General features: G+C 45.3%; 15 protein-coding genes and 1 pseudogene. 7 read left to right on the top strand and 9 right to left on the bottom strand.

Going from position 1 to position 25,912, the window contains the following annotated elements:
- Positions 1-357, bottom strand: a complete 357-nt coding sequence (locus tag ACRRS1_RS17300; protein ID WP_432451949.1) for a diacylglycerol kinase — start codon at positions 355-357, stop codon at positions 1-3.
- A gap of 716 nt (positions 358-1,073) precedes the next feature.
- Between ACRRS1_RS17300 and ACRRS1_RS17295 the strand changes: the two genes are divergently transcribed.
- Together ACRRS1_RS17295 and ACRRS1_RS17290 are read left to right on the top strand one after the other, a co-directional pair.
- Positions 1,074-2,717 carry a methyl-accepting chemotaxis protein gene (locus ACRRS1_RS17295; RefSeq protein ID WP_432467273.1) on the top strand — a complete coding sequence of 548 codons (1,644 nt, stop codon included), beginning with the start codon at positions 1,074-1,076 and terminating at the stop codon, positions 2,715-2,717.
- Positions 2,718-2,837: 120 nt separating this feature from the next.
- Positions 2,838-3,389 (top strand): sigma-70 family RNA polymerase sigma factor, encoded by a 552-nt coding sequence (locus ACRRS1_RS17290; RefSeq protein WP_432451951.1) that lies wholly within the window; start codon positions 2,838-2,840, stop codon positions 3,387-3,389.
- A gap of 330 nt (positions 3,390-3,719) precedes the next feature.
- Here the strand turns inward: ACRRS1_RS17290 and ACRRS1_RS17285 are convergent, their stop codons facing one another.
- Complete coding sequence (locus ACRRS1_RS17285; protein WP_432467274.1) at positions 3,720-5,147, bottom strand: MFS transporter; 1,428 nt, start codon at positions 5,145-5,147, stop codon at positions 3,720-3,722.
- 86 nt (positions 5,148-5,233) lie between these two features.
- On the opposite strand from ACRRS1_RS17285, the gene ACRRS1_RS17280 reads away from it, so the two are divergent.
- Positions 5,234-5,698 carry an Rrf2 family transcriptional regulator gene (locus tag ACRRS1_RS17280; protein ID WP_432467276.1) on the top strand — a complete coding sequence of 155 codons (465 nt, stop codon included), beginning with the start codon at positions 5,234-5,236 and terminating at the stop codon, positions 5,696-5,698.
- Between the two features lie 1,030 nt (positions 5,699-6,728).
- Here the strand turns inward: ACRRS1_RS17280 and ACRRS1_RS17275 are convergent.
- A complete protein-coding gene (locus tag ACRRS1_RS17275; RefSeq protein WP_432467277.1) occupies positions 6,729-7,049 on the bottom strand; it encodes a hypothetical protein in 321 nt (106 codons plus the stop codon).
- Between the two features lie 148 nt (positions 7,050-7,197).
- Here ACRRS1_RS17275 and ACRRS1_RS17270 point away from each other — a divergent pair.
- Together ACRRS1_RS17270 and ACRRS1_RS17265 are read left to right on the top strand one after the other, a co-directional pair.
- Positions 7,198-7,488 (top strand): annotated as a pseudogene (locus tag ACRRS1_RS17270) (IS4 family transposase); the annotation flags it as partial.
- Between the two features lie 20 nt (positions 7,489-7,508).
- Positions 7,509-7,730, top strand: a complete 222-nt coding sequence (locus ACRRS1_RS17265; RefSeq protein WP_432467278.1) for a hypothetical protein — start codon at positions 7,509-7,511, stop codon at positions 7,728-7,730.
- A gap of 763 nt (positions 7,731-8,493) precedes the next feature.
- On the opposite strand, the gene ACRRS1_RS17260 is transcribed toward ACRRS1_RS17265, so the two are convergent.
- Complete coding sequence (locus tag ACRRS1_RS17260; RefSeq protein ID WP_432467279.1) at positions 8,494-8,874, bottom strand: nuclear transport factor 2 family protein; 381 nt, start codon at positions 8,872-8,874, stop codon at positions 8,494-8,496.
- A gap of 1,615 nt (positions 8,875-10,489) precedes the next feature.
- Between ACRRS1_RS17260 and ACRRS1_RS17255 the strand changes: the two genes are divergently transcribed.
- Positions 10,490-11,485 (top strand): permease, encoded by a 996-nt coding sequence (locus ACRRS1_RS17255; RefSeq protein WP_432468972.1) that lies wholly within the window; start codon positions 10,490-10,492, stop codon positions 11,483-11,485.
- A gap of 9 nt (positions 11,486-11,494) precedes the next feature.
- On the top strand, positions 11,495-11,728 hold the full coding sequence (locus ACRRS1_RS17250; RefSeq protein WP_432451964.1) for a thioredoxin family protein: 234 nt from the start codon (positions 11,495-11,497) through the stop codon (positions 11,726-11,728).
- Positions 11,729-11,877: 149 nt separating this feature from the next.
- Here ACRRS1_RS17250 and ACRRS1_RS17245 read toward each other — a convergent pair whose 3' ends face one another.
- The 5 genes from ACRRS1_RS17245 to ACRRS1_RS17225 all read right to left on the bottom strand — a co-directional run bounded on the left by ACRRS1_RS17245 (position 11,878) and on the right by ACRRS1_RS17225 (position 25,829).
- The gene (locus ACRRS1_RS17245) at positions 11,878-22,116 is read right to left on the bottom strand and encodes an Ig-like domain-containing protein (protein WP_432467280.1); all 10,239 of its coding nucleotides are present in this window, start codon (positions 22,114-22,116) and stop codon (positions 11,878-11,880) included.
- A gap of 126 nt (positions 22,117-22,242) precedes the next feature.
- Positions 22,243-22,854 carry a phage tail protein gene (locus ACRRS1_RS17240; protein WP_432451966.1) on the bottom strand — a complete coding sequence of 204 codons (612 nt, stop codon included), beginning with the start codon at positions 22,852-22,854 and terminating at the stop codon, positions 22,243-22,245.
- 132 nt (positions 22,855-22,986) lie between these two features.
- A complete protein-coding gene (locus ACRRS1_RS17235) occupies positions 22,987-23,475 on the bottom strand; it encodes a hypothetical protein (RefSeq protein ID WP_432451967.1) in 489 nt (162 codons plus the stop codon).
- Between the two features lie 143 nt (positions 23,476-23,618).
- Positions 23,619-24,572, bottom strand: a complete 954-nt coding sequence (locus tag ACRRS1_RS17230) for a methionyl-tRNA formyltransferase (RefSeq protein ID WP_439022889.1) — start codon at positions 24,570-24,572, stop codon at positions 23,619-23,621.
- Between the two features lie 9 nt (positions 24,573-24,581).
- Positions 24,582-25,829, bottom strand: coding sequence for a hypothetical protein (locus ACRRS1_RS17225; RefSeq protein WP_432467281.1), 1,248 nt, complete (start codon positions 25,827-25,829; stop codon positions 24,582-24,584).
- Positions 25,830-25,912 lie beyond the last annotated feature (83 nt).

The following is a 25,912-nucleotide window of genomic DNA, read 5'->3' as shown; positions in this document are numbered from 1 at the left end:
TTAAATGAGAATCCAACTCCAAGTAAAAGCAGCGAAAATGAGAGATGTAAGCACTGCGGCTGAGGCTATGTCTTTGGCTTGACCACTCAGCTCGTGCCATTCAGAGCCGATGCGATCAACCACCGTTTCGATGGCTGAGTTGAGTAATTCCACAATCAGAACCAGTATCAGGCTACCAATAAGCAAAATCTGCTCACTCTTGCTTACAGGCAGAAATAAGGCTGTGATGGCTAAAGGCAGTAATAACGTGACTTCCTGCCTGAGAGCGGCTTCACTTTTCCAGGCGGAAATGAAACCATTTATAGAAAATCCTGTGGCATAAATAATGCGTGCGAGGCCAGTATGAGTTTGTTTCATAAGTCTTAATCAGTGGTTAATTTTAATAAATGAAGCTTTCCTCATGGCTCTGTTAACAGCAAACGAGGATCAGCCTGAACGCAGAGAGCTTAAAATTGTTTTCTTAAGAAATACTTAAGAAAGCGGCTTTATATTGCTGGCTGCCGACCGGCCGCAAGTGAGACTAATGATTGGGGAGGCGGTATTTTTGCGATTGACCAATATTTTACTTTGGAGCAAATTGTTCAACTTTCCTTGGCTGTGGTCGATAGCAAAACCAGCGGCGCTGAATCAACTCGTTATCCCTTGAATAGTTGATACTTCTTCGCTTTGTGTTTTGATTTGGAAGATTGCTTATATCTAATCCATGCTTTCTTCAAGCAAAGTACTGTTTTATTGATTCTTATCAAATAGATTGTGAATGATAGTTAGCTGCTTGTTCTAGTATTTAACTATCAGCAACGGTTCATATTGGGGGGATTCTTTTACTGCGGTTTATGGTGTTTTTAAGCAAGGTATGCCATGTGAAATTAGTTATCCATATAAATGGTGGTTTAATGCGCAACCAATGCACCGCAGGGTTTGATTAACAGGGTTTGACGCTGTTTTGGAAGATTAATATTAAGATACGTTTGTTTTGAATAACACTGACCGTGACGAATAAGGGATTTCGAGCCAATTTTGGTCATTTATTCAAATTTACGGTGATTTGGGTTTTCTCTCACATGGAAGGATTTATGCGCACAGTTAGTTTTCGACTTAAAGTTATCATTTTATTATTTCTTATTGCCTTTGGTTTTTTGGCTTATGAAGGTATTACCGGGATGAACCGAGAGAAAGCCGCAATAGAAGATTTATATACTCAAGGGATACAACACACCGTTCGAGCTGGTAAGATTTTGGATAATATCGGCAGTGCGCGAAGCTCCTTATTATTGGCCTTTCAGCACGATCCCAGCTCTGAATTTGCAAAAATGCATGACCATCCTTTAGGTAAACATATCGATGCGATTCAAACTAACATTGAAGCCTTGCATCAGCTGATTGACCGGGAAATATTAGGTTCAGATTTATCGGATGAAGAACGCAGGGTTACTCAGCAGCTTGCGAAAGAAGTTGACCAAGTGACGCAGCGTGGTTTTGAGGTTGCGATTAAAGCGCTACAGCAAGGCCAGTTTACTGATGCTAATTTGGTATTATTAAAGGTGATTAACCCTGGTTATGCCTCTGTCACCAAGGCCGCCCAACAATTCTTAAAGCTGCAAATAGATGAAGCCGCTAAAAACTTTCAACAGGCCGAAGCTGATACCGAACATTTCATGTGGTCGGTTGGTATTATTATTAGTTTAAGTTTGTTGGTGATTATTGGTCTGTCGACACTGATAGTGAAGCGCGTTTCGGAAGCGGCTCGTCAGCTTCAAGCTAAATCGAGCTTGATTGTTGCGGGGGATTTAACCCAGCGAATTGATGTGGATGGAGAGGATGAATTTACTGATATTGCCAGCGATGTGAATACCATCGTGGCTAAGTTTCAACATGTGGTGAGTACCAATAAGCAGTCGGTTGAAGTGCTTGCTAGTTCTGCAGAAGAAGGTTCATCGGTTGCGATGCAAACCAAACAAAACATTTTTGATCAACAGCAACAAACTCAGTTAATTGCAACGGCGATGCACCAGTTTACGGCCACTGTTCATGAAGTCGCGCAAAGCGCCAGTACAGCCGCCGAGGCATCGGAAAAAGCCGATTTGGCCGCCGCCGATGGTCAACAGGTGGTGCGGCAGAGTATCGCGATGATCGAAAGTTTGTCCAATGAAATGCAAGACTCGGTTAAAGAAATGCAAAAGCTAGCGCAGCATGCGGAAGAAATTGGTAGCGTAGTAGAAGTGATTCAAAGTATTTCAGAGCAAACTAATTTACTTGCGCTTAACGCGGCAATCGAAGCGGCTAGGGCAGGTGAGCAAGGACGAGGTTTTGCGGTTGTGGCCGATGAAGTTCGAACGCTTGCCAGTCGCACTCAACAGTCGACAGGGGAAATTCAGCAAACGATTTCGCAATTACAAGAGGGCAGTCGAGAGTCGACCCAACGGCTTGAACAGGGGGCTAATAACGCCACGTTAACAGCCGAAAAATCTTTACAGGCGGGGGACGCTTTAGCGCAAATTACTCAAAGTGTTGATCATATTTCGGCGATGAATGCACAAATTGCGACTGCTGCTGAACAGCAAAGCTCAGTCACCGAAGAGATCAATCAGAACATTATTGCGATTAGTGATATCTCTAATGAAACGGCTCAGGGAGCCGAGCAAAGCTCCAGCTCAACGATGGCTTTGGCCAAGTTAGCTGAGCAATTAAAAATGGAAATCGAAGCCTACTCCGTATAGTGGGAGGGTCTTTGAACGGCACAGTTAATCTTGCGAGTGTCCATCGGATATGACGGGACGGCACTCGCCATCTCAGAAATTGAATGCAATTGTGCTCCATTAATCTTTAAAAGGTGATTCATGCCGCGTACTCAGCCGAAACCGTGTTTAACTCAAGCGTGGTTACAATATCAAACAGTTTTGTTGGGTTGGTTACTCTCACAGACCCAAGACTCCTTGTTAGCAGAAGATGTGCTACAAGATGTTTTTGTGAAAGCCTTACGCCAGAAGGACAAGTTTTGTCGTCTCGATAATGTGAAAGCATGGTTGTTTAAAGTTGCGAAAAATCGTTTAGTCGATCACTATCGCGAGTCTGCAAAGTTTATTAGCAGTCGTGATTTGAATCGTCTTGAGCAGCCACAAACGGCGCTTGAGCCGATCGATGCCTTAGTTCAATGCTTACCCAGACAGCTCGAGCGATTAGCGAAGCGCGATCGTCATATTATTCAGTGCTGTGACATTGTAGGGATGTCGCAACAAGACTATGCGAGGCAGCATAAACTGAGTTTATCGGCGGCTAAGTCTCGTTTGCAGCGCGCCAGAGTGAAGCTTAAACAGCAACTTAATTGTGCATGTCAAATTGCTTATGATGAGCAACAGCAGATCTGTTGCTTTAAACCGAAGCGCTCTTAAATCAGCTGGCTTACTATCGAAGGACACTATAGTTTGATGGAAAAATGCAGTCATCTTGGTCTGTAGCGGGCGTTTAATGAATACTAAAGCTTGCTCACTTCCAAATTCATTGTTGGACATTGCTTATTAAAGGGGGATTGGCTCGGAAGAATGCTTATCAGTTAATGCCAAGGTATAGTCTGGCTGCAACGCTGGGTAAGTTTTTTGACAAAAACACGATAGAAATCATGCTCTAATCGTTGATTTTCGACTTACTGATTACTTGTAACCCAAAGCAGTTACACAGAATTATTTACAGGGTCAATTACTTGGGAGCACAATTATGTGCTCTTAGTTTCTTACAACGTCAACGATATTTCTTTTTTTGTCGATGAAACTATGAAGAGACTTCAACGTAAATCCTCCAATCATGACTGCGCTGTATAACACGCAGTTTTTCATCGCTACCAGTGGCATTTCATAAAAATCAATAGATATAAAATAGATCTGGCCAGCTATACCAATACCTATTGCCATACCTATATGTTGCAATGCTTGCATTGCACCTGAAGCAGTACCAGAATCTTCTCTATCTACAGTGCTCATCATGCTTTGAAATAACGCAATTATTGCGCTTCCCATTCCAAGCCCTCCTATGAATAAAGGCAATGAAATCCAATATAACTCATCAAATACAGAAACATAGCTAATTGTGAGATATAGTATTGACCATGCAACGGTAAGTCCTAAACAACCACCAAAGACTCTGTAGCGTTGCCATGATAAAGGGCTATTTTTTAGCACTGATGAAGAGATAAGAACCCCTAAAGGGAATGCCAAAGTCACCGCTCCTGATTCAAACGGACTAAAGCCAAGATGCCTCTGCATGTAATATGTTAGAACAAAGAACAACCCAGGAGTCGTGGTACCAAACAACATCATGAACATAGCTTGGTTGATGAAGAAACGGTTTGTATACAGGCTAACAGATATCAATTTAGGACGACTACTATCTGCTGTAGGCTTCTTCAACCAAAGGTTGAGACCCCATATACTAGGTAGAGACATCGCTAACACAGCCAGTATCCATGGTTGCCAGCCTAAGCTGTAGCCTTCAATGAGAGGCACAATAAGAGAAATACTCATCAATATAACTAGACTATTCCCTAGCCAATCTATTCGTAATCGTGACCTTTTCACTTCGTTCGCTAGATTTCTTTTCACGCCAAAATACGCGATTACTCCAATGGGAATGTTTATAACAAAGATAATTCGCCAATCAAGGCTGAATAGATTGAGTGAAATCAACATCCCTCCGACGACGGGGCCAAGGATTGACGCTAAACTTCCCACAATCCCCACATAACCAAACATCTTTGTTTTTTCTTCTACAGGAAACATTGACACTGCAATGGCTAACACCTGTGGAACCATCATCGCACTTGCAAAACCTTGAAAAAACCGGCTGAACATTAGCATCTCAATGCTAGGAGAAACCGCACACATCAATGATGTCGCCATAAAGGCGATTAGCCCGCTTTTGAATAATCGCAATTTGCCATACATATCTCCCAGCTTACCCAAAGGAAGCAAGCAGGCAGAGAAGCTTATCAAATATATGATTGATACCCATTGTGCTTGAGAATGTGAAATATCCATATCTTGGTAAATCCGCGGAATAGCAACATTAACAATGGTCACATCCAATATATTGAGGAAGTTGGCAAGCAACAAGAAGAAGAGTGCTTGCCATCTGTTTGGTAGATATTGATCGTGCATTATACCCAACTCATGTAACTTCAAATGTATCGTGAAGCTCATTGTATTTTCATGTATCTTTAAAAGCAACATGAAAGGAGTTAGCGATGCGAACCGATTCTCGGCTATCAAGAGTTATTCATGCCTTACTACACATGCACGATACTCAGCAACCTTTAACCTCTGAAGTTTTAGCTAAGATGCTAAACACGAATTCATCTGTCATCCGGCGAACAATGTCAGGGTTACGTGATAGAGGTTATGTTATGTCCAACAAAGGGCATAATGGAGGCTGGATATTAACGAAACGCATCGACGAAATTACGTTGCTTGGGCTTTACGAAGCCTTAGGTATGCCTCGCTTATTTGCAATATCAAGCGATTCCGACAATCCAACATGTTTAGTACAGCAGATAGCTGATGAGTCTCTTAACAACGCTCTAGAGATGTCTCGACGTGTGTTTATCGCTCAACTTGAGACCGTTACACTTGCAGAACTCAATATGCAATTTAAATGTCGTTTAGAAAGTTTGGATAATGAGCGGGTTCATAAGTCAGACCCACATGAATGACAGTAAATCTGCTCTAGTAAGCCAGATTCACAGTCACATTATTATAATTTGGACACAGGTTGTTTGTTTGCCAAATATCTCGTATGACTTCCAACTTGATGTATGGGATCCACTCCCTCCTTTGCCAAGACTAGACTTAGGAGAATGAAAAAAACGAGGATCCCAGTATGTGGTAAGGCCTTACCAGGTAGCGCCTTCAACAAGAAGCCGAATATACGTACGTATCTTAACCGTCTATTGAAATGATCACTTTGTAAATACGTGGATCCCATATATGTTTGGGTTGCGATTCTTCGCTGTAACACGCCTCTGGACAAAAGTGAGTTACGCTGATTGTTTGTTCAAAGGTATGCTGGATTAGATTCAGTATGGCTGAGACGGAGATAACGCCGAAAGCAGCGGCGTGCGTTAGCGCATCCAGCCCGTAGGGCGATGCTGCCTATGTTTGTGTACGCCCATGGGCATGAACTTACTAGCGAATGGCAAGGGCGTTACCGTGAGGGAATGTCTGAAGGAAGCCGGACGCCTTTTTATCTAAAGAGAAGGCGAGCTGATGAACAAGAACATCATATGAGGCGTAGGCTGGAGGCGAGTTGGCACAAGACAACGAAGCCATGTGATCTAACGGCCACCGTAAATGATGCAGCAGTGCAGAGAAAAGAAAAAGTGCATGTTCTACTTCTTATAAACAAAGAGTGGGAGATCTGCTTAGCAAGCGATTGTTTAACTCACGCTATGGCGATTTAAGCAGACGGCTTTTTTTAGATAAAAAGTTCCAATGCCGTTCTATTGTGTAATGGTTGGGACATGGTGAAGGCCTGAACCTGAAAATCAATGAGGAGCCTGTGCAGCTCATTGTCTCCGTATCCGACCGGACTGAGGAGTCATGGCGCAAAAAAACAGAAGCCATCATTGGAATGCAAAGGAGCTAATCGGCCGTTGTATTTTAACCGTTTTCAGGAAACGCCCTGTGCGGAGCCGCATGCAGGGTGTTGTGGGGGCTGGAGGTTAGATACCTCCGGCTACCCGATTATGGTGCATAGCCTAGTGGCACCGAAAAGAATAATGTTAGAAAACCAACAATGTAGATGGCAAAGAAAACCAACATAGATTTGCCCAACGTTGCCAGCCCTGAGTCATTTAGCTCTCGCCACTCTCTTTTAAAGAGAAACTTCATGAACGTAATATTGCTAGAAAGTGAACTATTCATGATGAGGCTTGGTTTACCCATAGATTCATATTTTTCGGGATGCCTAGTTTCTAATATTTTGAATAGTCGGTAGCAAAGGAAAAACCAGACAAATACCGAGCAAAATAAGACTCCGAACATTATTGGGAACACTTCTTTCACTTCATACTCCTTGAACCATAACGCCGCAATCTAGCGAATCCCCTCATAATCTCTTGAGAATTCATATAAGTAGACGCGCACCCCGTTGTTTGATCTAATTAATTTCGCCAAAAACCTTTCCTATCAAACCTGCACGGAGGCAGTCGGGATGCGCGAAACTCAAATTCTACACCAAATGCTTATTGAGCTGGCCTCAATATTCACAAAAAACGCCTTAACTCTCTGATGGTTGCAACAACATCGCTATTAGATGGCGATAAATTGTCTCTCACCGAGTTAGGGCGTAATATCACCAGCCGTACCTCACCTAAACACTGCATTAAACGCATGGACCGCTTGCTCGGTAACCACCATTTAAATAGTGACCGTTTAGCGATATACCAATGGCATGCTCGGCAGATTTGCGGGGGCTAATCCCATGCCTGTGGTGCGAGTCGATTGAGCTGATGTGCGTGAGCAATGACGCATGTTTTGTGGTGCTTAGGTTTAGTGGCTCAGCAAGTGGGTTGGCAACGACACTTTCAGGCCAATACCATCCGCAAACGGGCGGTTTTATCGGTAGTAAGGTTAGGAAAAGAAGTACGGCGAAGGCCTGAGTATGTGATAACAGAACAGCGAATACGTTGGGCAATTAATGCGTTTCGCTGGTTAACTCACCCTTCAGGACTCAAAGATTTATGAGGGGATCCTCCAGCGCCGCAATAAACTGCGGAATAAGTTGAACCGCATTTTTGCAGCTCTTGTTTTTAGCAAAAATCGGGTTGACTTATGGAGTCAGCTTTAATTGCCTTGTGTACGCCCAGCATGGGCATGAACTAATGAGGTGAAAGTCCTCTGTAGGAAGGTCACCGTTTAATAACATTCTTATTATTAAACGCTAACTACTAGCGAATGGCAAGGGCATTGCCGCGAGGGAATGTCTGAAGGAAGCCGGACGCCTTTTTATCTAAAGAGAGGGCGAGCTGATGAACAAGAATATCATATGAGGCGTAGGCTGGAGGCGAGTTGGCACAAGACAACGAAGCCATGTGATCTAACGGCCACCGTAAATGATGCAGCAGTGCAGAGAAAAGAGAAAGTGCATGTTCTACTTCTTATAAACAAAGAGTGGGGAGCTCTGCTTAACAAGCTGATCGTTTAACTCACGCCATGGCGATTTAAGCAGACGGCTTTTTTTTCAGATAAAAAGTCCCAATGCCGTTCTATTGTGTAATGGTTGGGACATGGTGAAGGCCTGAACCTGAAAATCAATGAGGAGCCTGTGCAGCTCATTGTCTCCGTATCCGACCGGACTGAGGAGTCATGGCGCAAAAACAGAAGCCATCATTGGAATGCAAAGGAGCTAATCGGCCGTTGTATTTTAACCGTTTTCAGGAAACGCCCTGTGCGGAGCCGCATGCAGGGTGTTGTGGGGGCTGGAGGCTAGATACCTCCGGCTACCCGATTAGGTGCTTGCATCGGATATAGCTGTCGAGTGAGCAGCAATAACTTGCCACTTACCACTTTCAATTTTTTTCCAAATACGGGTGAAGCGGAAAAGTGCATTAGCTTGAGCATCACCAAATGTACCCTCTATTAATGAAAGGACAGATACGACAACAGTATCACCAAACACTTTTACGGTTTGATCTGATAATTTGATTGAATTGATATTAACAAAGCCTGAACGATGTCCCTCTATGTCATCAGATTTAGACATAAGCTGCCCAAAATGATTTGTAAAAACAAGCTCTTCAGATAAAAGTTCGTTAAGTACCACAACATTAGAATCTAACATGGCTTCTTTAAGGCGACTTTCATAATCAATTATTGTTTCAGTTTTCATAAAAAATTCCTAGTATTCAGAGTTAAGACACCTAACGCTAAGTAGGCCGCACGTGCGGCCTATCCCATTCAATGAGCGTGCGGCCTATCACAAAAAAACATGACCTTCATCACATTCGCTCATCAATTAATGATTTGATATTAACCCATTGTCTACCTTAGTTTTTTACTCGGAATCAATCAATCGTTGATCCATTTCTATCATTGATTACTTTGACAAATGACGCAAACGAAACTAAGAATGCTGTATATATACAGATAAAAAGTGCGCAACATGTCAAACACACCATTGCGGCTCCAGCAGCGATTTAGAAATACAATTTATCAGCACAATTACAGTATTCGCACCGAGAAATAAACTAGACACCCATTCTAAAAACAAAAACCTTTCACACTCTCGATAGCCAAGATTACGCTTTTAAATCCCTTCATCTTCGCCGAGTCGCGCAAATGAACAAGGGAGCAAAGTTGAAGTCTGTTTGAGCGTAGCGAGTTAGTTCAACGCCCTTGAGAATGAGCAACGCAGGGTTTAAGAAGATGCAGGGCGAGCTTTCTTTTTGCTTCGTTTTTCTTTGCTCGCCAAAGAAAAATGACGTCGCCGTAGGCGAAAGCTTTGACTCCGTAGCTAAAGAAATAAACTAGACACCCATTCTAAAAATAAAAACCTTTTACACTCTCGATAGCCAAGATTACGCTTTAAATCCCATCATCTTCGCCGAGTAGCGCAAATGAACAAGGGAGCAAAGTTGAAGTCTGTTTGAGCGTAGCGAGTTAGTTCAACGCCCTTGAGAATGAGCAACGCAGGGTTTAAGAAGATGCAGGGCGAGCTTTCTTTTTGCTTAGCTAAGCTTTGCTCGTTGAAGCTTAATGACGTCGCCGTAGGCGAAAGCTTTGACCCCGTAGCTAAAGAAATAAACTAGACTCCCATTCTAAAAACAAAAACCTTTCATACTCTCGATAGCCAAGATTACGCTTTAAATCCCATCATCTTCGCCGAGTAGCACAAATGAACAAGGGCAGAAATAAACTAAAATAAACTAGACACCCATTCTAAAAACAAAAACCTTTCATACTCTCGATAGCCAAGATTACGCTTTTAAATCCCTTCATCTTCGCCGAGTAGCGCAAATGAACAAGGGTGCAAAATTGAAGTCTGTTTGAGCGTAGTGTTTAGTTCAACGCCCTTGAGAATGAGCAACGCAGGGTTTAAGAAGATGCAGGGCGAGCTTTCTTTTTGCTTAGCTAAGCTTTGCTCGTTGAAGCTTAATGACGTCGCCGTAGGCGAAAGCTTTTACCCCGTTGCTAACACAGAACGGGGCAAATACGCATTAGTTTAAAGTAACTGGCACTTGGACAGGAATTCGATGAACCATGGAGTGATCAAATTTTTCCGTCGACACTTACTGTGCTTATTATTCCGATTTTCGCTTCCGTTATAACTGTGATTCGCAACCAGTGTGGAGCATCGAAGTTTAACTATCCTTAAGAGGGAGCATATATTTTTGCATCTTTTCACTTCCTGTGCCGTCTTACCCTAAAGACACTGCTAATCGAAAATTACAAGTGAGTTCACCATGGTTGCATTGCCGATGGTGTGAACTCTAGGGGAGACAATGATGTTCTACTATTTTAGCTGGTTCGCAGACTGGTTTACCTACCGCTTATTAAATTTAGAACCTGATGAGCGATGGGCCACTGCGGTACATTTTTTTATTGAAGATACCACCAAGATTTTTGCCTTGTTGCTGGTGATGATTTACTTCATTGGCTTATTAAGGGCGTCTCTAGACGTGGAAAAAGTAAGGGATTTTCTACAGGGTAAAAGCCGCGGGTTTGGCTATGTATTGGCGAGTGTCTTTGGCGCGATTACTCCATTTTGCTCTTGTTCTAGTATTCCAGTGTTTTTGGGATTTAGTTCAGTTGGGATCCCTTTGGGCATCACCATGGCCTTTTTACTGACCTCGCCGCTTATCAATGAAGTTGCCATATTATTGCTGATGAGCCTGCTTGGGTGGAAGTTTACCCTACTTTATTTGCTGATAGGGATGTCGGTTGGGATCCTTGGCGGGCTGTTTCTTGATGCCATTCATGCGGAGCGATGGTTGCAGTCTTTTGCGGCCAAGGCCTTACAAGAGGGACAAAGCCAAAGTGCACAGCCTTCTAATGAGCAACGTTCTACACGTTTAAGTTATCGAGCTCGCCATCAATTTGCTTTCGATGAAACTCGAACTATTTTTTCTCGTGTCTGGAAGTGGGTGATTATCGGCGTTGGAGTTGGTGCAGCCTTACATGGTTTTGTTCCTGATGGTTGGATAGAACAACATTTGGGAAGTGGTCAGTGGTGGTCGGTGCCTGCTGCGGTGGTGATTGGCATTCCCCTCTATTCGAATGCGACAGGGGTGATCCCCATCATGGAAAGTTTGTTAGTGAACGGCTTACCTTTAGGTACAACGCTGGCTTTTTGCATGAGTACTGTGGCCGCCAGTATGCCGGAATTTATTTTGTTAAAACAAGTGATGCAATGGCGTTTATTAGCCATTTTATTCGTGACCTTGTTGTGTTCCTTTACCTTGATTGGTTGGATTTTTAATTTTTTAAGTACTTTTATTTAGGAGTGAATCATGAAACATTTTAAAGTTTTAGGCTCAGGTTGTCGTAACTGTAAAAATACCGTCGCTTTATTAGAAAAAGCCGCCAATGAATTAGATAGCGAAATTAGTGTGGAGAAAGTCGAACAGCCAGCTCAAATTATGGCTTATGGGGTGATGTCGACACCTGCGGTGGTGCTTGATGAACAGGTGATACACAAAGGCAGTGTACCCAGTTATCAACAAGTGCTTGAATGGCTACAATGAGTTATTTATAGCAAGCGTTATCTGTTGAGGTATTTCAAGGATATTTGATTGCGATTTAAGCCGAGAATTTGCAGCACCTTGAGGTTTTGGTGCTGCAAATCGAAAGAGCTGCGGATTTGTTTATAATAGAACCCTGTAAATAGGATGGCTTATAAACGATAAATAAGTTTTATACTGAAAGCGTCAATATCGTTCTCAGAAATGAAATAATGAGCGTATCCAAGGCCTAGGCCCCATTGAGGACTTAATTGATAAGCGGCTTGTAGACCGAGATAGGGATCGGTGGCGGTTTTATCATGTTGGATCTCACTGTCTTGCACAACGCTTTCTAACTGACTTTTCCAGCGGAACAGGCCTAGGCTGCCATCAACCAGAATATGTTCGTTATTCAGCAGTTGGTAACTCAAATCACTTGCGAAACCATGGCTAAGTACTGGCGTCGCCTTAGCGACGGCTTGGTGGTATTCCTCGGGTGAGAGAGTCTCCGCTTTTAAAGTGGCACTGCCCTGACCAAGATCGATGTAGCGAAGGGCTAACTTCCACTTGGGTTTGAAACGATAAGCAATTCCAATGGACCAAGCAAAATCTGAGTCATCAGTATCCATGACTTGTACCGAAGGAATGTTATCGAGTTCACTGTTGTGGTGTGCTTTGGCATAGCCAAGTTCTGTTTCAACTGACCATCGGTTTGGCTCTGCTTGTGCCTGAGCGCTAATGATAAGTAATAATAGCATGCTGACTATTTGTTTATGGCGACGTAGCAGGAGCAAGCCTGCGAATAACAACATAGTGACTCCCATAGAGCCTCCCGAAGAGTTTTCAACAGTAGTTGATACATAGGCTTTCACCGTGACCATTACCGTGCCTTGTGCGCTTGCTGATTTTTCATCTTGTATGCTGTAAGTGATCATATCCTCGCCATCAAAACCTAGTTTGGGTGTATAAGTTAAGGTTTGATCATCATTGATGACTACGTCTCCATAGTTTGCGCTTGCTTGAGTGAGGGTTAGTTGATCATTGTCGGCATCGAGATCATTGCTCAGGACCGAAATTTTGATTTGACTATGGTCGTCGGTCGTGGCGCTATCTTGATGGGCTATCGGAGCAAAGTTGTTGACAACTTGGATAACAACGGAGCTGTAAGCTGATCCACCATGGTTATCGGTAATGTTGTATTGAATGGTTGCTTTATCGAAAAAGCTATCTGACGTGGTGTATACCAGTTGCGAATTTTCAATGGATAATTCGCCAAAGTCGACCGTTGCGGCAGTGATATTAAGTGTATCGTTATCTGGATCGGTATCATTTGCGAGAACGTCAATAACAATACTCTCATTCCATTTTACGGTCACACTATCGGGCATTGCGACAGGAAATTGGTTGTTACTTAAGTTTATGGCGACTCCGCCCGGATCGGTAATACTGGCATTCACAAGGCCATCATCGTCATTTGGGCCTCCATCTTGAATGGTTAATTGCACACACCAATATCCAGCGTTTAAGCCAGCAGCCCACTGTGGATCATTGGGGGGCGGACAGTACCCTTGTTCGCCAGCCGCAGAGCGGACTGTATTATTTGTATCTTCGACAAAATTAACCCATTGTCCGTTTTGAAATTTTCGATAAACAGCACTTTCGGGGATAGGTAAGCGTTGGGGGAGTACTACCGTATAGTTTTGTCCCGGTGTCGCTAAACCCGTCGCAATAAAATCAAATATACCACCTACATTCGTCATCTCATCATTGGCGAGTAGCTCGTGTTCAAGTAATTGCGCGCCGCCTGTTTGATTTCCAGCAATGGTGACTCCTTTGTGTAAACAAACGCCGGGCTCTGCTTCTACTAAGAATTGATGTCCGTGTAAGACTTGTTCTTGTAATACATTGCATTCATCAATGGCGTCGAGGTAATCAGGAACTCCGTCATTGTCAGAATCTTTATAGCCCTCTTGGGCATCTGAGATCAGATCATTATCACTGTCTTCATTCCCCAGTTCGGCGAGTGCGTTGGTCACCTCAATATATATATTTTGTTTGGAGCTGAGAGCTTCGGGGGCATCATCACTTACCGTTGCGGTTAACGGGTATATTCCAGGAACTAAGGATGTTGGGTTAAAAATGAATTGATCCTGTTCGGTCGCTAAATTAATCATCTCTGAATGCTTGGGAACCCAGACTATAGTGTGATTATCAGCTGGGTTAGCATCGGATATTAAGGCTTTAATGAGCACTAAGTCTTGATTATTGAGCACTAAATGCCGCTGTTCTCCAGCTTGTGAAACTTGAAGCTCCATTTCTGGGGCCACATTGTTTTCAACAATCGTTAAAGTATGTACCGACTTATTGCCTAAGTTGTGCTCGCGACTGAGGTGAATTTCAATGGTTTCATTTCCTTCTGTTTGCGAATCTTGGTAAATGAATAATGGAATCACCCCCTCCGTTCCCTGCTCAATAATAAGTTCCCCGTCACTTAAATCATGGTCGTTCTCATCTGCGGTTCCCGAAACGCTATAAGCAATGCGAACCGGGTAGTCAGGGGCTTTACCATTCAGGTATACCGTAACCTGTTGCTCTGTACCTTCAACCACTTGTTGGTCTTTAGCGATTGAAATTAATGGATTTACTTTTATATTTTGGCTTAAGATCACGGTGTTGCCTTGAGCATCACTGGCTTGCCAATGTACGGTGTTATTGCCGGGAGGAAATAAGCTCGGGCCATTCACCAGAGAAACTGGAATCGCTTCACCTGCTGCATCAATCGCACTTGCCTTTCCGATATCAAGTTTTGTAAATAAGCCCGTGGCATTTGCGACAACATCCTCAGGTGGACTTAATATAGGTAATCGCTCATTGGCAATCGCCTGCAGTAGTAAAGAGACTTGGGCACTGGCACTTGCTCCCGTTGGATCTTGAATCATGTAGTTAAATTCGACTTTACCCGCGGTGCCAATAGGCGCTTGATAAACGAGTTGCTTATCTTTAATTCGCACTTCTCCTACACTCACCGAGGCTGCAATAATGGAAATAGGGTCGCCATCGGCATCACTATCATTGGCTAAGACGTCTATTTGATAGCGGTTCTCATCATTGGTTTGTAAAATTGGTAAATCATCTTCGGCAATCGGTTTGTCGTTAAGTCCGTTAACATTCACGGTAATGGTTTTTGTTGTTTGATAACCATTGTTATCGGTGAGAGTGAGGACAAAGCTATCATTACCAAAGAAATCCGCTTCGGGTGCATAGCTCACGCTGGTGCCGTTTACGCTCACCGTACCATGGCTAGCTAGGCTGCTAACACTCGCGACCACGGTATCACCGTCTAGGTCTGAATAAGTAAAACTCAAACTTTGGCTATTATCTTCATCGGTGCTCAAGGTGGAGCCCATGCTAATGCTGGGCGCATCATTCACCGACGCCACGGTGACGTTGATCTGCTGGGTGGTGCTGTAACCATTATTATCGGTTAGGGTGAGGGTAAAGCTATCCGAGCCAAAATAGTTCGCTACGGGGGCATAGCTGACGGTGGTGCCATTTACGCTGGCCGTACCATGGCTTGCTTGGGTGGATACTGAAGCGACTACTGTATCGCCATCCACATCCGAGTAGCTAAAACTGAGACTTTGGTTATTATCCTCATCGGTACTTAAGGTGGAGCCTATGTTGATGCTCGGCACATCATTGACTGAAGAAACGGTGACGTTAATTTGTTGGGTGGTGGTATAGCCCGCATTATCGGTGAGAGTGAGGGTAAAGCTATCACTACCGAAGAAATTCGCTTCGGGTATATAGTTCACGCTGGTGCCGTTTACGCTGGCTGTGCCATGGCTTGCTTGGGTACTGACACTTGCGACGACCGTGTTGTCATCTACATCTGTGTAAGTAAAACTTAGGTTCTGGTCATTATCTTCATCGGTACTGATGGTAGAGTCAATGCTGATACTGGGGGCATCATTCACCGCGCGAATCGTGATATGTATGGTGGCTTGATTGGAGCGCCCCCCTTCATTGTCACTGATGGTATACATGAAACTATCTAGGCCACTGGCATTTGCCTGAGGGATGTAGGTGATCGACTCATCGCCATTCACGGTGACCGAACCTAAACTCGGAGTTGTTACGATCATCAAAGATGTGGTTTCCAGTGAACCATCAACATCGCTGTCGTTGCTGGTTACATTTAGGCTGACCGGCTGATCTTCTTCTGTTGAGGCTTCATCGTTATTCGCTATGGGGAGGTGGTTCACCACATTATTGGTCAGCGTCACGGTGGCCACATTAGAAATGGCACCTGAGTTGTCGGCAATCGTATAGGTAAAGCTGTCTTCTCCACTAAGATGTGTGTTTGGGGTATATTGAATCAGGCCAGAAGCAATCACTGTGGCAAGCCCTTGCGTTGGCGTTGCTACGATAGAAATCGAACTCAGATTGAGTGTGCCATCGATATCACTATCGTTCCCCAACACATTGATGCGATGGGGAATATCTGCCTGCAGCATCGCGATGTCATCGCGGGCAACTGGCGCGTCATTGAGAGAATTGATGGTCACCGTGACGGTGGTTTCTGCAGAACTAGCATGTAAATCGTCTTCAACAACATAGGTGAAATTATCACCGCCGCTATAGTTAGCCTCAGGGGTAAAGGTCAACACTCCACTGGCATTTGCACTCACCGAACCATGCGCTGGTGGCTTAACTATTTGGACACTGGCGACATCAATTGTGCCGTCGCTATCGGTATCGTTGACAAGCACATTGATATCAATGTCATGATCTTCGTCTGTTGTGACACTATCTGCAACGCCGATAGGAGCCTCATTTGCTCCAGATACATTGATCGTGACCGTGGCAAGGTTCGACACTCGCCCAGTGCTATCTGCAACGGTGTAGCTAAAGTGATCTGTCCCGGTAAAATCAAGGGAGGGTGTATAGTTCACTTTGCCATCAGCTACCATGGCACTGCCATGTTTGGGTGGTGTGACTACAATTTGAGTGGTATTTAGTATATCGCCAATATCTGGGTCGGTATCATTGGCAACAACGTCAATTGGTAATAAGGTATCTTCCGTTGTCTCTGCAACATCATTGAGCGCTACCGGATCATCGGCAACAGGTGCCACTGTTAGGGTAACTGTTGCGGGTATGGATTCGCCTCCATAGATATCTTCAACAGTGTAGGTAAAGCTATCGCTGCCGACATAATTAGGATCTGGTGTGTAGTTCACGACTCCCGTTCCGGTATTCACGCGGGTAATGCCATGAAGCGGCTGGCTATTAATCGTCATACTCGCTAAATTGATTGGACTATCGTCGTCACTATCATTCTCCAAAACAGCAATCGCAACTTGATTATCTTCAGCGATTGAAACGGTATCATCGGATACATGAGGGACGAGGTTGTTAATGGTGAAGTTGTATGAGTTTTGTGTCGAAAAGCCGCTAAAGGTGTTGCCTGCGCTATCTTCTAGGGCATTGTTCCCGATCAGCACATAATAACTGTGAGTAGGCGTAAAAGTGGCGGTAGGGTCGATGGTCACAACTTGCCCAGTCATGATTATTTTCGAACCACCCACCGCTATGGCTTCGAGTAAGCTATCATCGGCGCTGTCAAAAATCGAAATATTGCCACTCCCGGCAACGATGGTTTCGTTAAATGTGATCGCCAACGACGCATCCTTAGCCACATTGGCGCTGTTATCTGCAGGAAGCAATGCCGTAATATAAGGGGAGGTTCCGTCATACTGAATATGCTGAGTTGTTGACGCTACATTCAGGTTCCCAGATGCATTGCTGAAGGTATCTGCGGCAACGGAAACGTTTATTTGACCCTCGACCGTGGGGGTCAATGTGACAGTATAGCTGGTACCAGAACCAGATAATCCACTTAAGGTGCCGCCCGTAATAGAGATATCGCCGAGCGTGAAGTCGCTGCTAGCTTCACTTAAAGTTGCAGTAATGGTGGCGGTTTCACCGACTTTTAACTGGGTTTTATTACTAGAAAGCGTCACGCTGGGACGCAGGGTATCCACTGCGATATTCAGTTGAGTGGCAACCGTATTGTTGTTGCCCGCAGCATCGGTAAAGGTATCTGCGGCCACATTAATGGTTGCCGCCGAGGTACTGTTTGTGGTTGGCGTAAAGGTGGCCGTATATAGTGAGCCACTGCCACTAAAGCTTGACAGGCTGCCACCCGCTACGACGATATCCCCTACCGTAAAGTCACCACTGGCTTCACTCAATGTTGCGGTAATGGTGGCGGTTTCACCGACTTTTAACTGGGTTTTATTACTAGAAAGCGTCACACTGGGCAGCTGGGTATCTACTGCGATATTCAGTTGAGTGGCAACCGTATTGTTGTTGCCCGCAGCGTCGGTAAAGGTATCTGCGGCCACATTAATGGTTGCCGCCGTGGTACTGTTTGTGGTCGGTGTAAATGTAGCCGTATACAGTGAGCCACTGCCACTAAAGCTTGACAGGCTGCCACCTGCTACGACGACATCCCCTACAGTAAAGTCACCACTGGCCTCACTCAATGTTGCGGTAATGGTGGCGGTTTCACCGACTTTTAACTGGGTTTTATTACTAGAAAGCGTCACGCTGGGACGCAGGGTATCCACTGCGATATTCAGTTGAGTGGCAACCGTATTGTTGTTGCCCGCAGCATCGGTAAAGGTATCTGCGGCCACATTAATGGTTGCCGCCGAGGTACTGTTTGTGGTTGGCGTAAAGGTGACCGTATAGCTGGTGCCTGAGCCGGTAAATCCACTTAAGCTACCGCCGATGATCGCGATATCACTGACCGTAAAGTCACTGCTCGCTTCGCTTAACGTTGCAGTAATGGTGGCGGTTTCAGCGACTTTTAACTGGGTTTTGTTACTCGACAGGGTCACGCTGGGACGCAGGGTATCTACTGTCATATTCAGTTGAGTGGCAACCGTATTGTTGTTGCCCGCTAGATCGGTAAAGGTATCTGCGGCCACATTAATGGTTGCCGCCGTGGTGCTGCTTGTGGTTGGCGTAAAGGTGGCCGTATAGCTGGTGCCTGAGCCGGTAAATCCACTTAAGGTGCCGCCCGTAATAGAGATATCACTGACCGTAAAGTCGCTGCTCGCTTCGCTTAACGTTGCGGTAATGGTGGCGGTTTCAGCGACTTTTAACTGGGTTTTATTACTAGAAAGCGTCACGCTGGGACGCAGGGTATCCACTGCGATATTCAGTTGAGTGGCAACCGTATTGTTGTTGCCCGCAGCATCGGTAAAGGTATCTGCGGCCACATTAATGGTTGCCGCCGAGGTACTGTTTGTGGTTGGCGTAAAGGTGGCCGTATATAGTGAGCCACTGCCACTAAAGCTTGACAGGCTGCCACCTGCTACGACGACATCCCCTACAGTAAAGTCACCACTGGCTTCGCTTAAAGTTGCGGTAATGGTGGCGGTTTCAGCGACTTTTAACTGGGTTTTGTTACTCGACAGGGTCACGCTGGGACGCAGGGTATCTACCGTCATATTCAGTTGAGCTGCAACCGTATTGTTGTTGCCCGCTAGATCGGTAAAGGTATCTGCGGCCACATTAATTGTTGCCGCCGTGGTACTGTTTGCGGTTGGCGTAAAGGTGGCCGTATAGCTGGTGCCTGAGCCAGTAAATCCACTTAAGGTTCCGCCCGTAATAGAGATATCACTGACCGTAAAGTCACTGCTCGCTTCGCTTAAAGTTGCGGTAATGGTGGCGGTTTCAGCGAGTTTTAATTGGGTTTTATTACTCGACAGGGTCACGCTGGGACGCTGGGTATCCACCGTCATATTCAGTTGGGTTGCACTGGTATTGTTGTTGCCCGCTAGATCGGTAAAGGTATCTGCGGCCACATTAATGGTTGCCGCCGTGGTACTGTTTGTGGTTGGCGTAAAGGTGGCCGTATAGCTGGTGCCTGAGCCGGTAAATCCACTTAAGGTACCGCCGATGATTGCGATATCACTGACCGCAAAGTCGCTGCTCGCTTCGCTTAATGTTGCGGTAATGGTGGCGGTTTCAGTGACTTTTAACTGGGTTTTGTTACTCGACAGGGTCACGCTGGGACGCAGGGTATCTACCGTCATATTCAGTTGAGCTGCAACCGTATTGTTGTTGCCCGCTAGATCGGTAAAGGTATCTGCGGCCACATTAATTGTTGCCGCCGTGGTACTGTTTGTGGTCGGTGTAAATGTAGCCGTATACAGTGAGCCACTGCCACTAAAGTTTGACAGTGCTCCTCCCGTAACGACGACATCCCCAGAAGAAAAATTACTACTTGCTTCACTCAGGGTGAAGGTTAGGGTTGGCGTCTCTCCCATTTTTAGCGCGTTATCTGATGTGGTTGTCACCACAGTGGGGGATATTTTATCGAGCGTGGCCGTATCGGTGACCGCTGTCGCCGCATTGCCTGCCGCATCGGTCACAACCACACTCAGGGTTAATGTCCCATTATTCAGCCCTGTGACATTCAAAGAACTAACCGTATCTACGGCCGTGGCAAGTGTGCCTGTCCCCGTAATTGCGCTCCCGCCCCCAGTTGATGTCAGGCTATAACTGTAGTTTGCTCCAATTTCACCACTAGCAAACTGGAAGGATAGGCTGCTGGCTTGAGTCGCGTTATAGCTTGTTTGATTCAAGGCGACACTGTGGCCACTGGGCGGAGTGATATCTCCTGTCACATTAATCGTCACGGTCCGAGTGAGGCTATCATCAGTCCCATCGTTGATCACCACCGTCGCGCTTCTGGCGCTCAGATCCGGAGAACCCGCCGTATTGTTATAAGTGATACTTTGCAAAAAAGTAGCCACTTGTGCCGTGGTCGCTGATGCGCCTGTTATGCTAATGGTATTTTGCAGCACACTGTCACTTTGTCCACTGATACCACCTAGTGCATTCTTTGCTGCGGCCGTCACGTTCAAGCCTTCTGCACTTCCGTCCGGGCGACTTGCCATCGTGACGGTGATAGTACTCATGGTATCGCCATCACCATCGGTGACCGTCGCATCGGGGGCAATGGATACAGTACTGGTGCTAAACGAGATCGTGTGATCGTTACCCGCGCCAACACCATTTAAATCAAGGGCTGGGGCCGTGTTAGTCGCAGCGACAAAATCCGAAATCGTCACGCTGGATATAGCTATTTCTTGATAGCCAGCCGTTCCTTGGATCCCGGTCGTATTCCCGGCAACCTCAGTTGGCCAGACTATCACCACTTTATCTACCGATTGCCATGCGGGATTGGCTGCCCAAGTGCCTGAACCTCGGGTAAAGGTTTCGGCAGCAAAGGAGCCAGTAATCACCCAAGTTAGGGTATCTGAAACAACTTGTGAGCCATTATCAAAACCAATCAGCGTAAAGTCTTCGGTATTCCCATTCGCTGCACCTCTTCGAAATAGTTCAAACGCATCCAGCGAGAAGTTGCCTGTAGCGGTGAGTTGCAATCCTCCGCTTCGATTATTATAAAAAGTGTCATCCACATCAACGGGACCAACCGCTCCGCCAAGCGCTGTTAACTGCTGTACCCGACTATTTGTGTATACATTACTGCCTTGGGTTCCCGTTCCCCAGTCGATGGTTAAATCGACGGTGGGAGAAATATTCACGGTCATTGTCACATCATCAACAATCGCAGAACTGATGTTTCCATATTTCACGACTTGTTGGCCAAGCACGGTTGGATAATCTGCCAATAATAGAGCGTTTGAATTAAAGAGGTGCGCCGTATTTATCTTGCCGAACTGACGCTCAAGAATCCAGTTTCCCCCTTGCTGAACACCCCCGGTATTATCAATAGATGCAGCGACATCGGTTTGAGTCAGTTGGGCTAATGCGCTAACAAACTCGGCACCTTGCGCACCTTGACCAACTTGGCAGCCATAAATAAGCAGGTCACCGCTTGGTTTGAGTGCGTGTTTCAATGCTGCGAGTAATTGATTAGAGGACCGAAGGGTGTTTGAGGAGAGAGTTTCACCCAGCAAGAATAGTTGTCCGGGTGCACCATGTGAGATGAGATGAATCGCGTCTAGATCTACAAAACTTGCCAGTTTTTCGCTAAGCGTGGCTAAGGTATCTAGTGCAGAGAGCTGAATAATCTGGTTATCCATATCCATGCCAAAAGCTCTCTGTAATACAGCACTGTGTGGGACGTCTGCATCGATGATCACGAGCCGGTCAAATGGAACCGACTGGAAAATGTGTTGATCTTCGCCAACCAGAGGGCTTAAGTGATGCTTGGCCTCTTCAATTGACCGCGTGGTAATAGACGGTTCCCTGTCCGATGATGAGGATGTTTCCCAGCTATCTGCACCAAAAGCGCTGACCGAGACAGTGATAAGTAATCCAGCGAACGCGGAGGTGAGATCAATCATCTTTTTATTCCTTTTCATTCGAGTCTTCCCTATCAAATACAATTATCTTAATTGCCTTAACTCACTTCGATGCGATACCTTTCGCTGTTTGCAAATCAATGGCGAAGTTGTTGTTCACTGCGCCATTTAGATTTCAGGGACGAGCTAAGCTCTGGGTGGGTACAGTCCATCCAACGATATTTGCCAGTTCACCACCTGCACCGGATTAGTAATATCAATGGCATTACCACCTCCAGTGTTGTCTACAGTCACGTTGCCACCAGTGCTTCCTTGCAACTCTACCGTCAAGCCTTCTATCTCGGTTAGGGTGGGGGGTTGAAAGCCGGGTGCAACGTACATACTTGAGGCTCCAGCAGCGAGGTGGGTGTTCGATGCTGGGGTGGTCGTTGTTGCAGTGTCAGTGGCAGCCTGCAAACTACTTGAGACTGATATATTCCCGCTCGGCGCGAATGTTGCTGCGTGCGTATGTTCCGGCATTTGTGATAGCGCAAGAACAGCGTACTCGTTACCCATCATGTGTCCTTGATAATAGGTTTTCCCGCCAGGCCTTGTGCCAACACCGACAGGGGAGCGGCCACGCATATCGGGGATCCCAAAGGTGGTTCGAGCATCCCCGCCGTACGTCGCTCCGAGTATTGAGAAAAGTGACGGGTTTTGCGAAATAGCGACCAGTTGTCCAAGACATATCGCAAATTTTTCGATCGTGAAGGTGCCAGCAAATGGTGTCATGGTGCCTAGATAGGGTTCAGCAGACATAATTAATCCTCATCATATTGATTAAACGTGGTTTACTTTGCTCAGCTTCATGCATGTTAAAAGGCGTATTTTTGCCGATAACGATACATGTGTTGCCGTTGTTGGAAAGCATAGGGTGAATGTTCATAGGCTTTAAATCGGTTCACATTTTTCTGGTAAGTCGACCAGAAACACCGGCGGAATAAAAAATTCAGGTAGCGATATTTTTCTGGCTTCGCCATGATGGACTTTATCCAGGCACAGAGTGCCTAATTCATTGACACTGATATCCAGCTCGGCATCGCTTTCTGCACTTGGAAATCGCCAATATAATTCTGTTGTTTTATAACGGAGCAATACCATCTGTTGATAGTGATCAAAATCACTAAAGGTCTCGGTAAATTTGTCATGGCAGTTTTCAATTTTTTGCTGACCTAAAAAATGGATGAGTAACTCGCCCATCCCCGGCACGAAAACAATGGTGGCTTCTCCACTGAGCACCTGAAATGACCCCGTTCCTTTTGATTTGGCGATACGCTCTGTCTCTGAAAGCTGTATTGAATCAGGGAGCAGCCCATGGTTGTAAGGTAAAATGGCCAATTGATAGAGGTAGTGATTGGTAACATTAACTTTGATCTTCATCGCTCTCTCGCTTCTAGGTTAGGGTTTCAGTCGAGATATGATAAATATATCGCTAAGGCTATTATCGTATCTGTCTAAATTTGCTGTTTATCTCTCTATTCACTTATTGTCAGAGGGAACGCTTTAGTCAGTGCTCTCCATCTCTAAACATTATTTTTTCGATGAAGCGCCATGTCGATGCAGGTGCCAGCGTCTAAACCAAATAACAAAGCAAAACGGTAGCCATCAAAAAAGCCCTGTGGGCAGGAAATGATGTCTAGCCTTAGCGCGCTATCTTTGGTTTTTATGAGCATTCCCGCTTGAATGCTCACCTCTAAAACCGTTCCAACAGTTATCCCTGATAGTTCACAGTTGACCTTGCTTGCTTGATATAGATGAAAGTAACCTTGGGGAAAAGGCAGTATTACGCCCCCGCAATCGCTATTTCCTGCCCGAGCCATATTGACAATGTCTTCACTGGAGTGACGATGCCAATCTACTACTAGGTCTTGTTCGCTGATCTTCGGCGCGCCAGTAACATCTTTCTGCGCTTGAGCTTGCCAACAGATATCATCAGATTGGATAGCGTCCAATAAGCGTTCAATGAGCTGCGGTGCATATTGTGCGGCCTTTTGATATAAACATTGCAAGCTATCGAAGGGGTGGATTGGCACGAGCTGTTCCATGCCAATATCCCCACTGTCAAATTCGGCTGCGACTCGATGTAGGGTTAAACAAAGTTGCTTCTCTCCATGACGCAACTGCCAATACAGCGGCATTGGTCCTCGGTAATCGGGCAACTTTCCTGGGTGAATATTGAATAGCCAACCGTTGAAAAATTGGATGACTTGAGGGCTGATCTTATGCCTGAACCAGTACACAAGACCAGCGCTGACTTGCAATGCATCAAGCTCTGCCAATAATTGAATTTCACTTTGGAGGGAATATTGCAACGCTTTTATCTGATGTTGCGCGAGAAGCGTTTGTAACTGGGTCAGATCTGGATTCGCTGGGCTATTCACCAGGACGACACAAGCCAACATATCCAGCTGCTGCAATCGCTGAATCGTGGGAAATGCAAAACAGCTACCAGTAAAAATTGCATATTGTTGTTTCATCATCATTCCCTATAACTTGCTTGCTATAAAACCAGGTAATCCTGTGAGTTGATAAAAAAACTGCACTGTATCGCCACTGTTTGCGACAAAATAAGGGTGATCAATTTGATTTGGCTGGGCATCGATGTAAAAGCTCATATCCGGTCGAGGATGAGTGATACCTGAGTCATACTGCTGAACCGTTTCTTGGCCGTAGGTATGAATATGCGCATAAATGGCCAATATCCGCTGAGGCATATCTTCAATGCCTTTTGGAATGGTCAATTGGTTGGCTGTGAGAACCTTTATCCCGCCATCTAGAGCAATTGGCTGTGCCTTTAATAAGCTGGATTTGTTGACCTTGAAAATCTCACCAAGTTCAATACGGTCGGCTTGTGCCGTTGGGTCTACATTGAGTGAGTGAGTAAATGCTGCACTTTGCCATTGATGGCTAAACTCGGTCTCTCCAATCACCATGATGCCGCGTACCGACACTTGTTGCGGGATCAGGCTACCTTCTAGGTCTAGGTAGTGCACCAGGTGTTTGGCAATACTCAGCTGTCCTTCTCGAGTGAAACCATGTTGCATTGCTTCCAAGATCAATAAATCGATGCTTTGTTCGGGAATATATTCGGTGGCGTCTTGCTCGACGATGTCGCAGATATAGTCAGTAATCTCCAGATCACTCACTAACTGGCGAAGCGAGAGGATCGCACCAGCTTGTATATCGAGCAGAGTAACTTTAAGTTGGCCCGCTTTGATCTGACCGTGTTGCTGATAATATTTAAGTAAGGGGAGTAATAGCGGGGCGAATGGGCCGCAGGCAGGGTAGAGAACATTTACTACTGATTTTTGACGTAGCTGTTGTTTAATTGCGAGATCGATACCACGCACATAACCTTGAATACGATAAACATCTTTAATGGTGTGGCGACAATTGAGAGGCGACATAATAAGTCCGCTGCTCGATACGTACTGACGGGTCAGTAATTCTTGACTTAATTCAGCTAAAGCCATTGATTGCGTCGCCGACTCATACATTTGCTCAAAGGCTGCAACTAACTGCTGATGTTTTGCTGATTTGTCTGCGAGTACTAAGGTTATTGCCTCAACAAAGCTTTGTTGAAGTTGATGTTGTCGCTGCTGAATCGTCATTTCAGTCTTGAAAAGAGACTCAAGTTGCGTTCTGAGTGAGTATTTTAACAGCTCGTCGGTTAAAGGATCCGCAAAGGTGAGTGGACGGACATTTGGATCGTTATCAGCTTGAGGGTTTTCCATTTCTGTCGCCTATTAAGCCTTGAAAATCTCATTAAGTATTTAGCTAAATGGTTGCAGCACAAGTATGCAATTTCATCCCTAAA

The organism is Agarivorans sp. Z349TD_8, from assembly GCF_050870825.2.
Classification (GTDB): Bacteria; Pseudomonadota; Gammaproteobacteria; order Enterobacterales; family Celerinatantimonadaceae; genus Agarivorans.
Note: the sequence above shows the minus strand (reverse complement) of the source record. Positions and strands in the feature narration are given on the sequence as shown.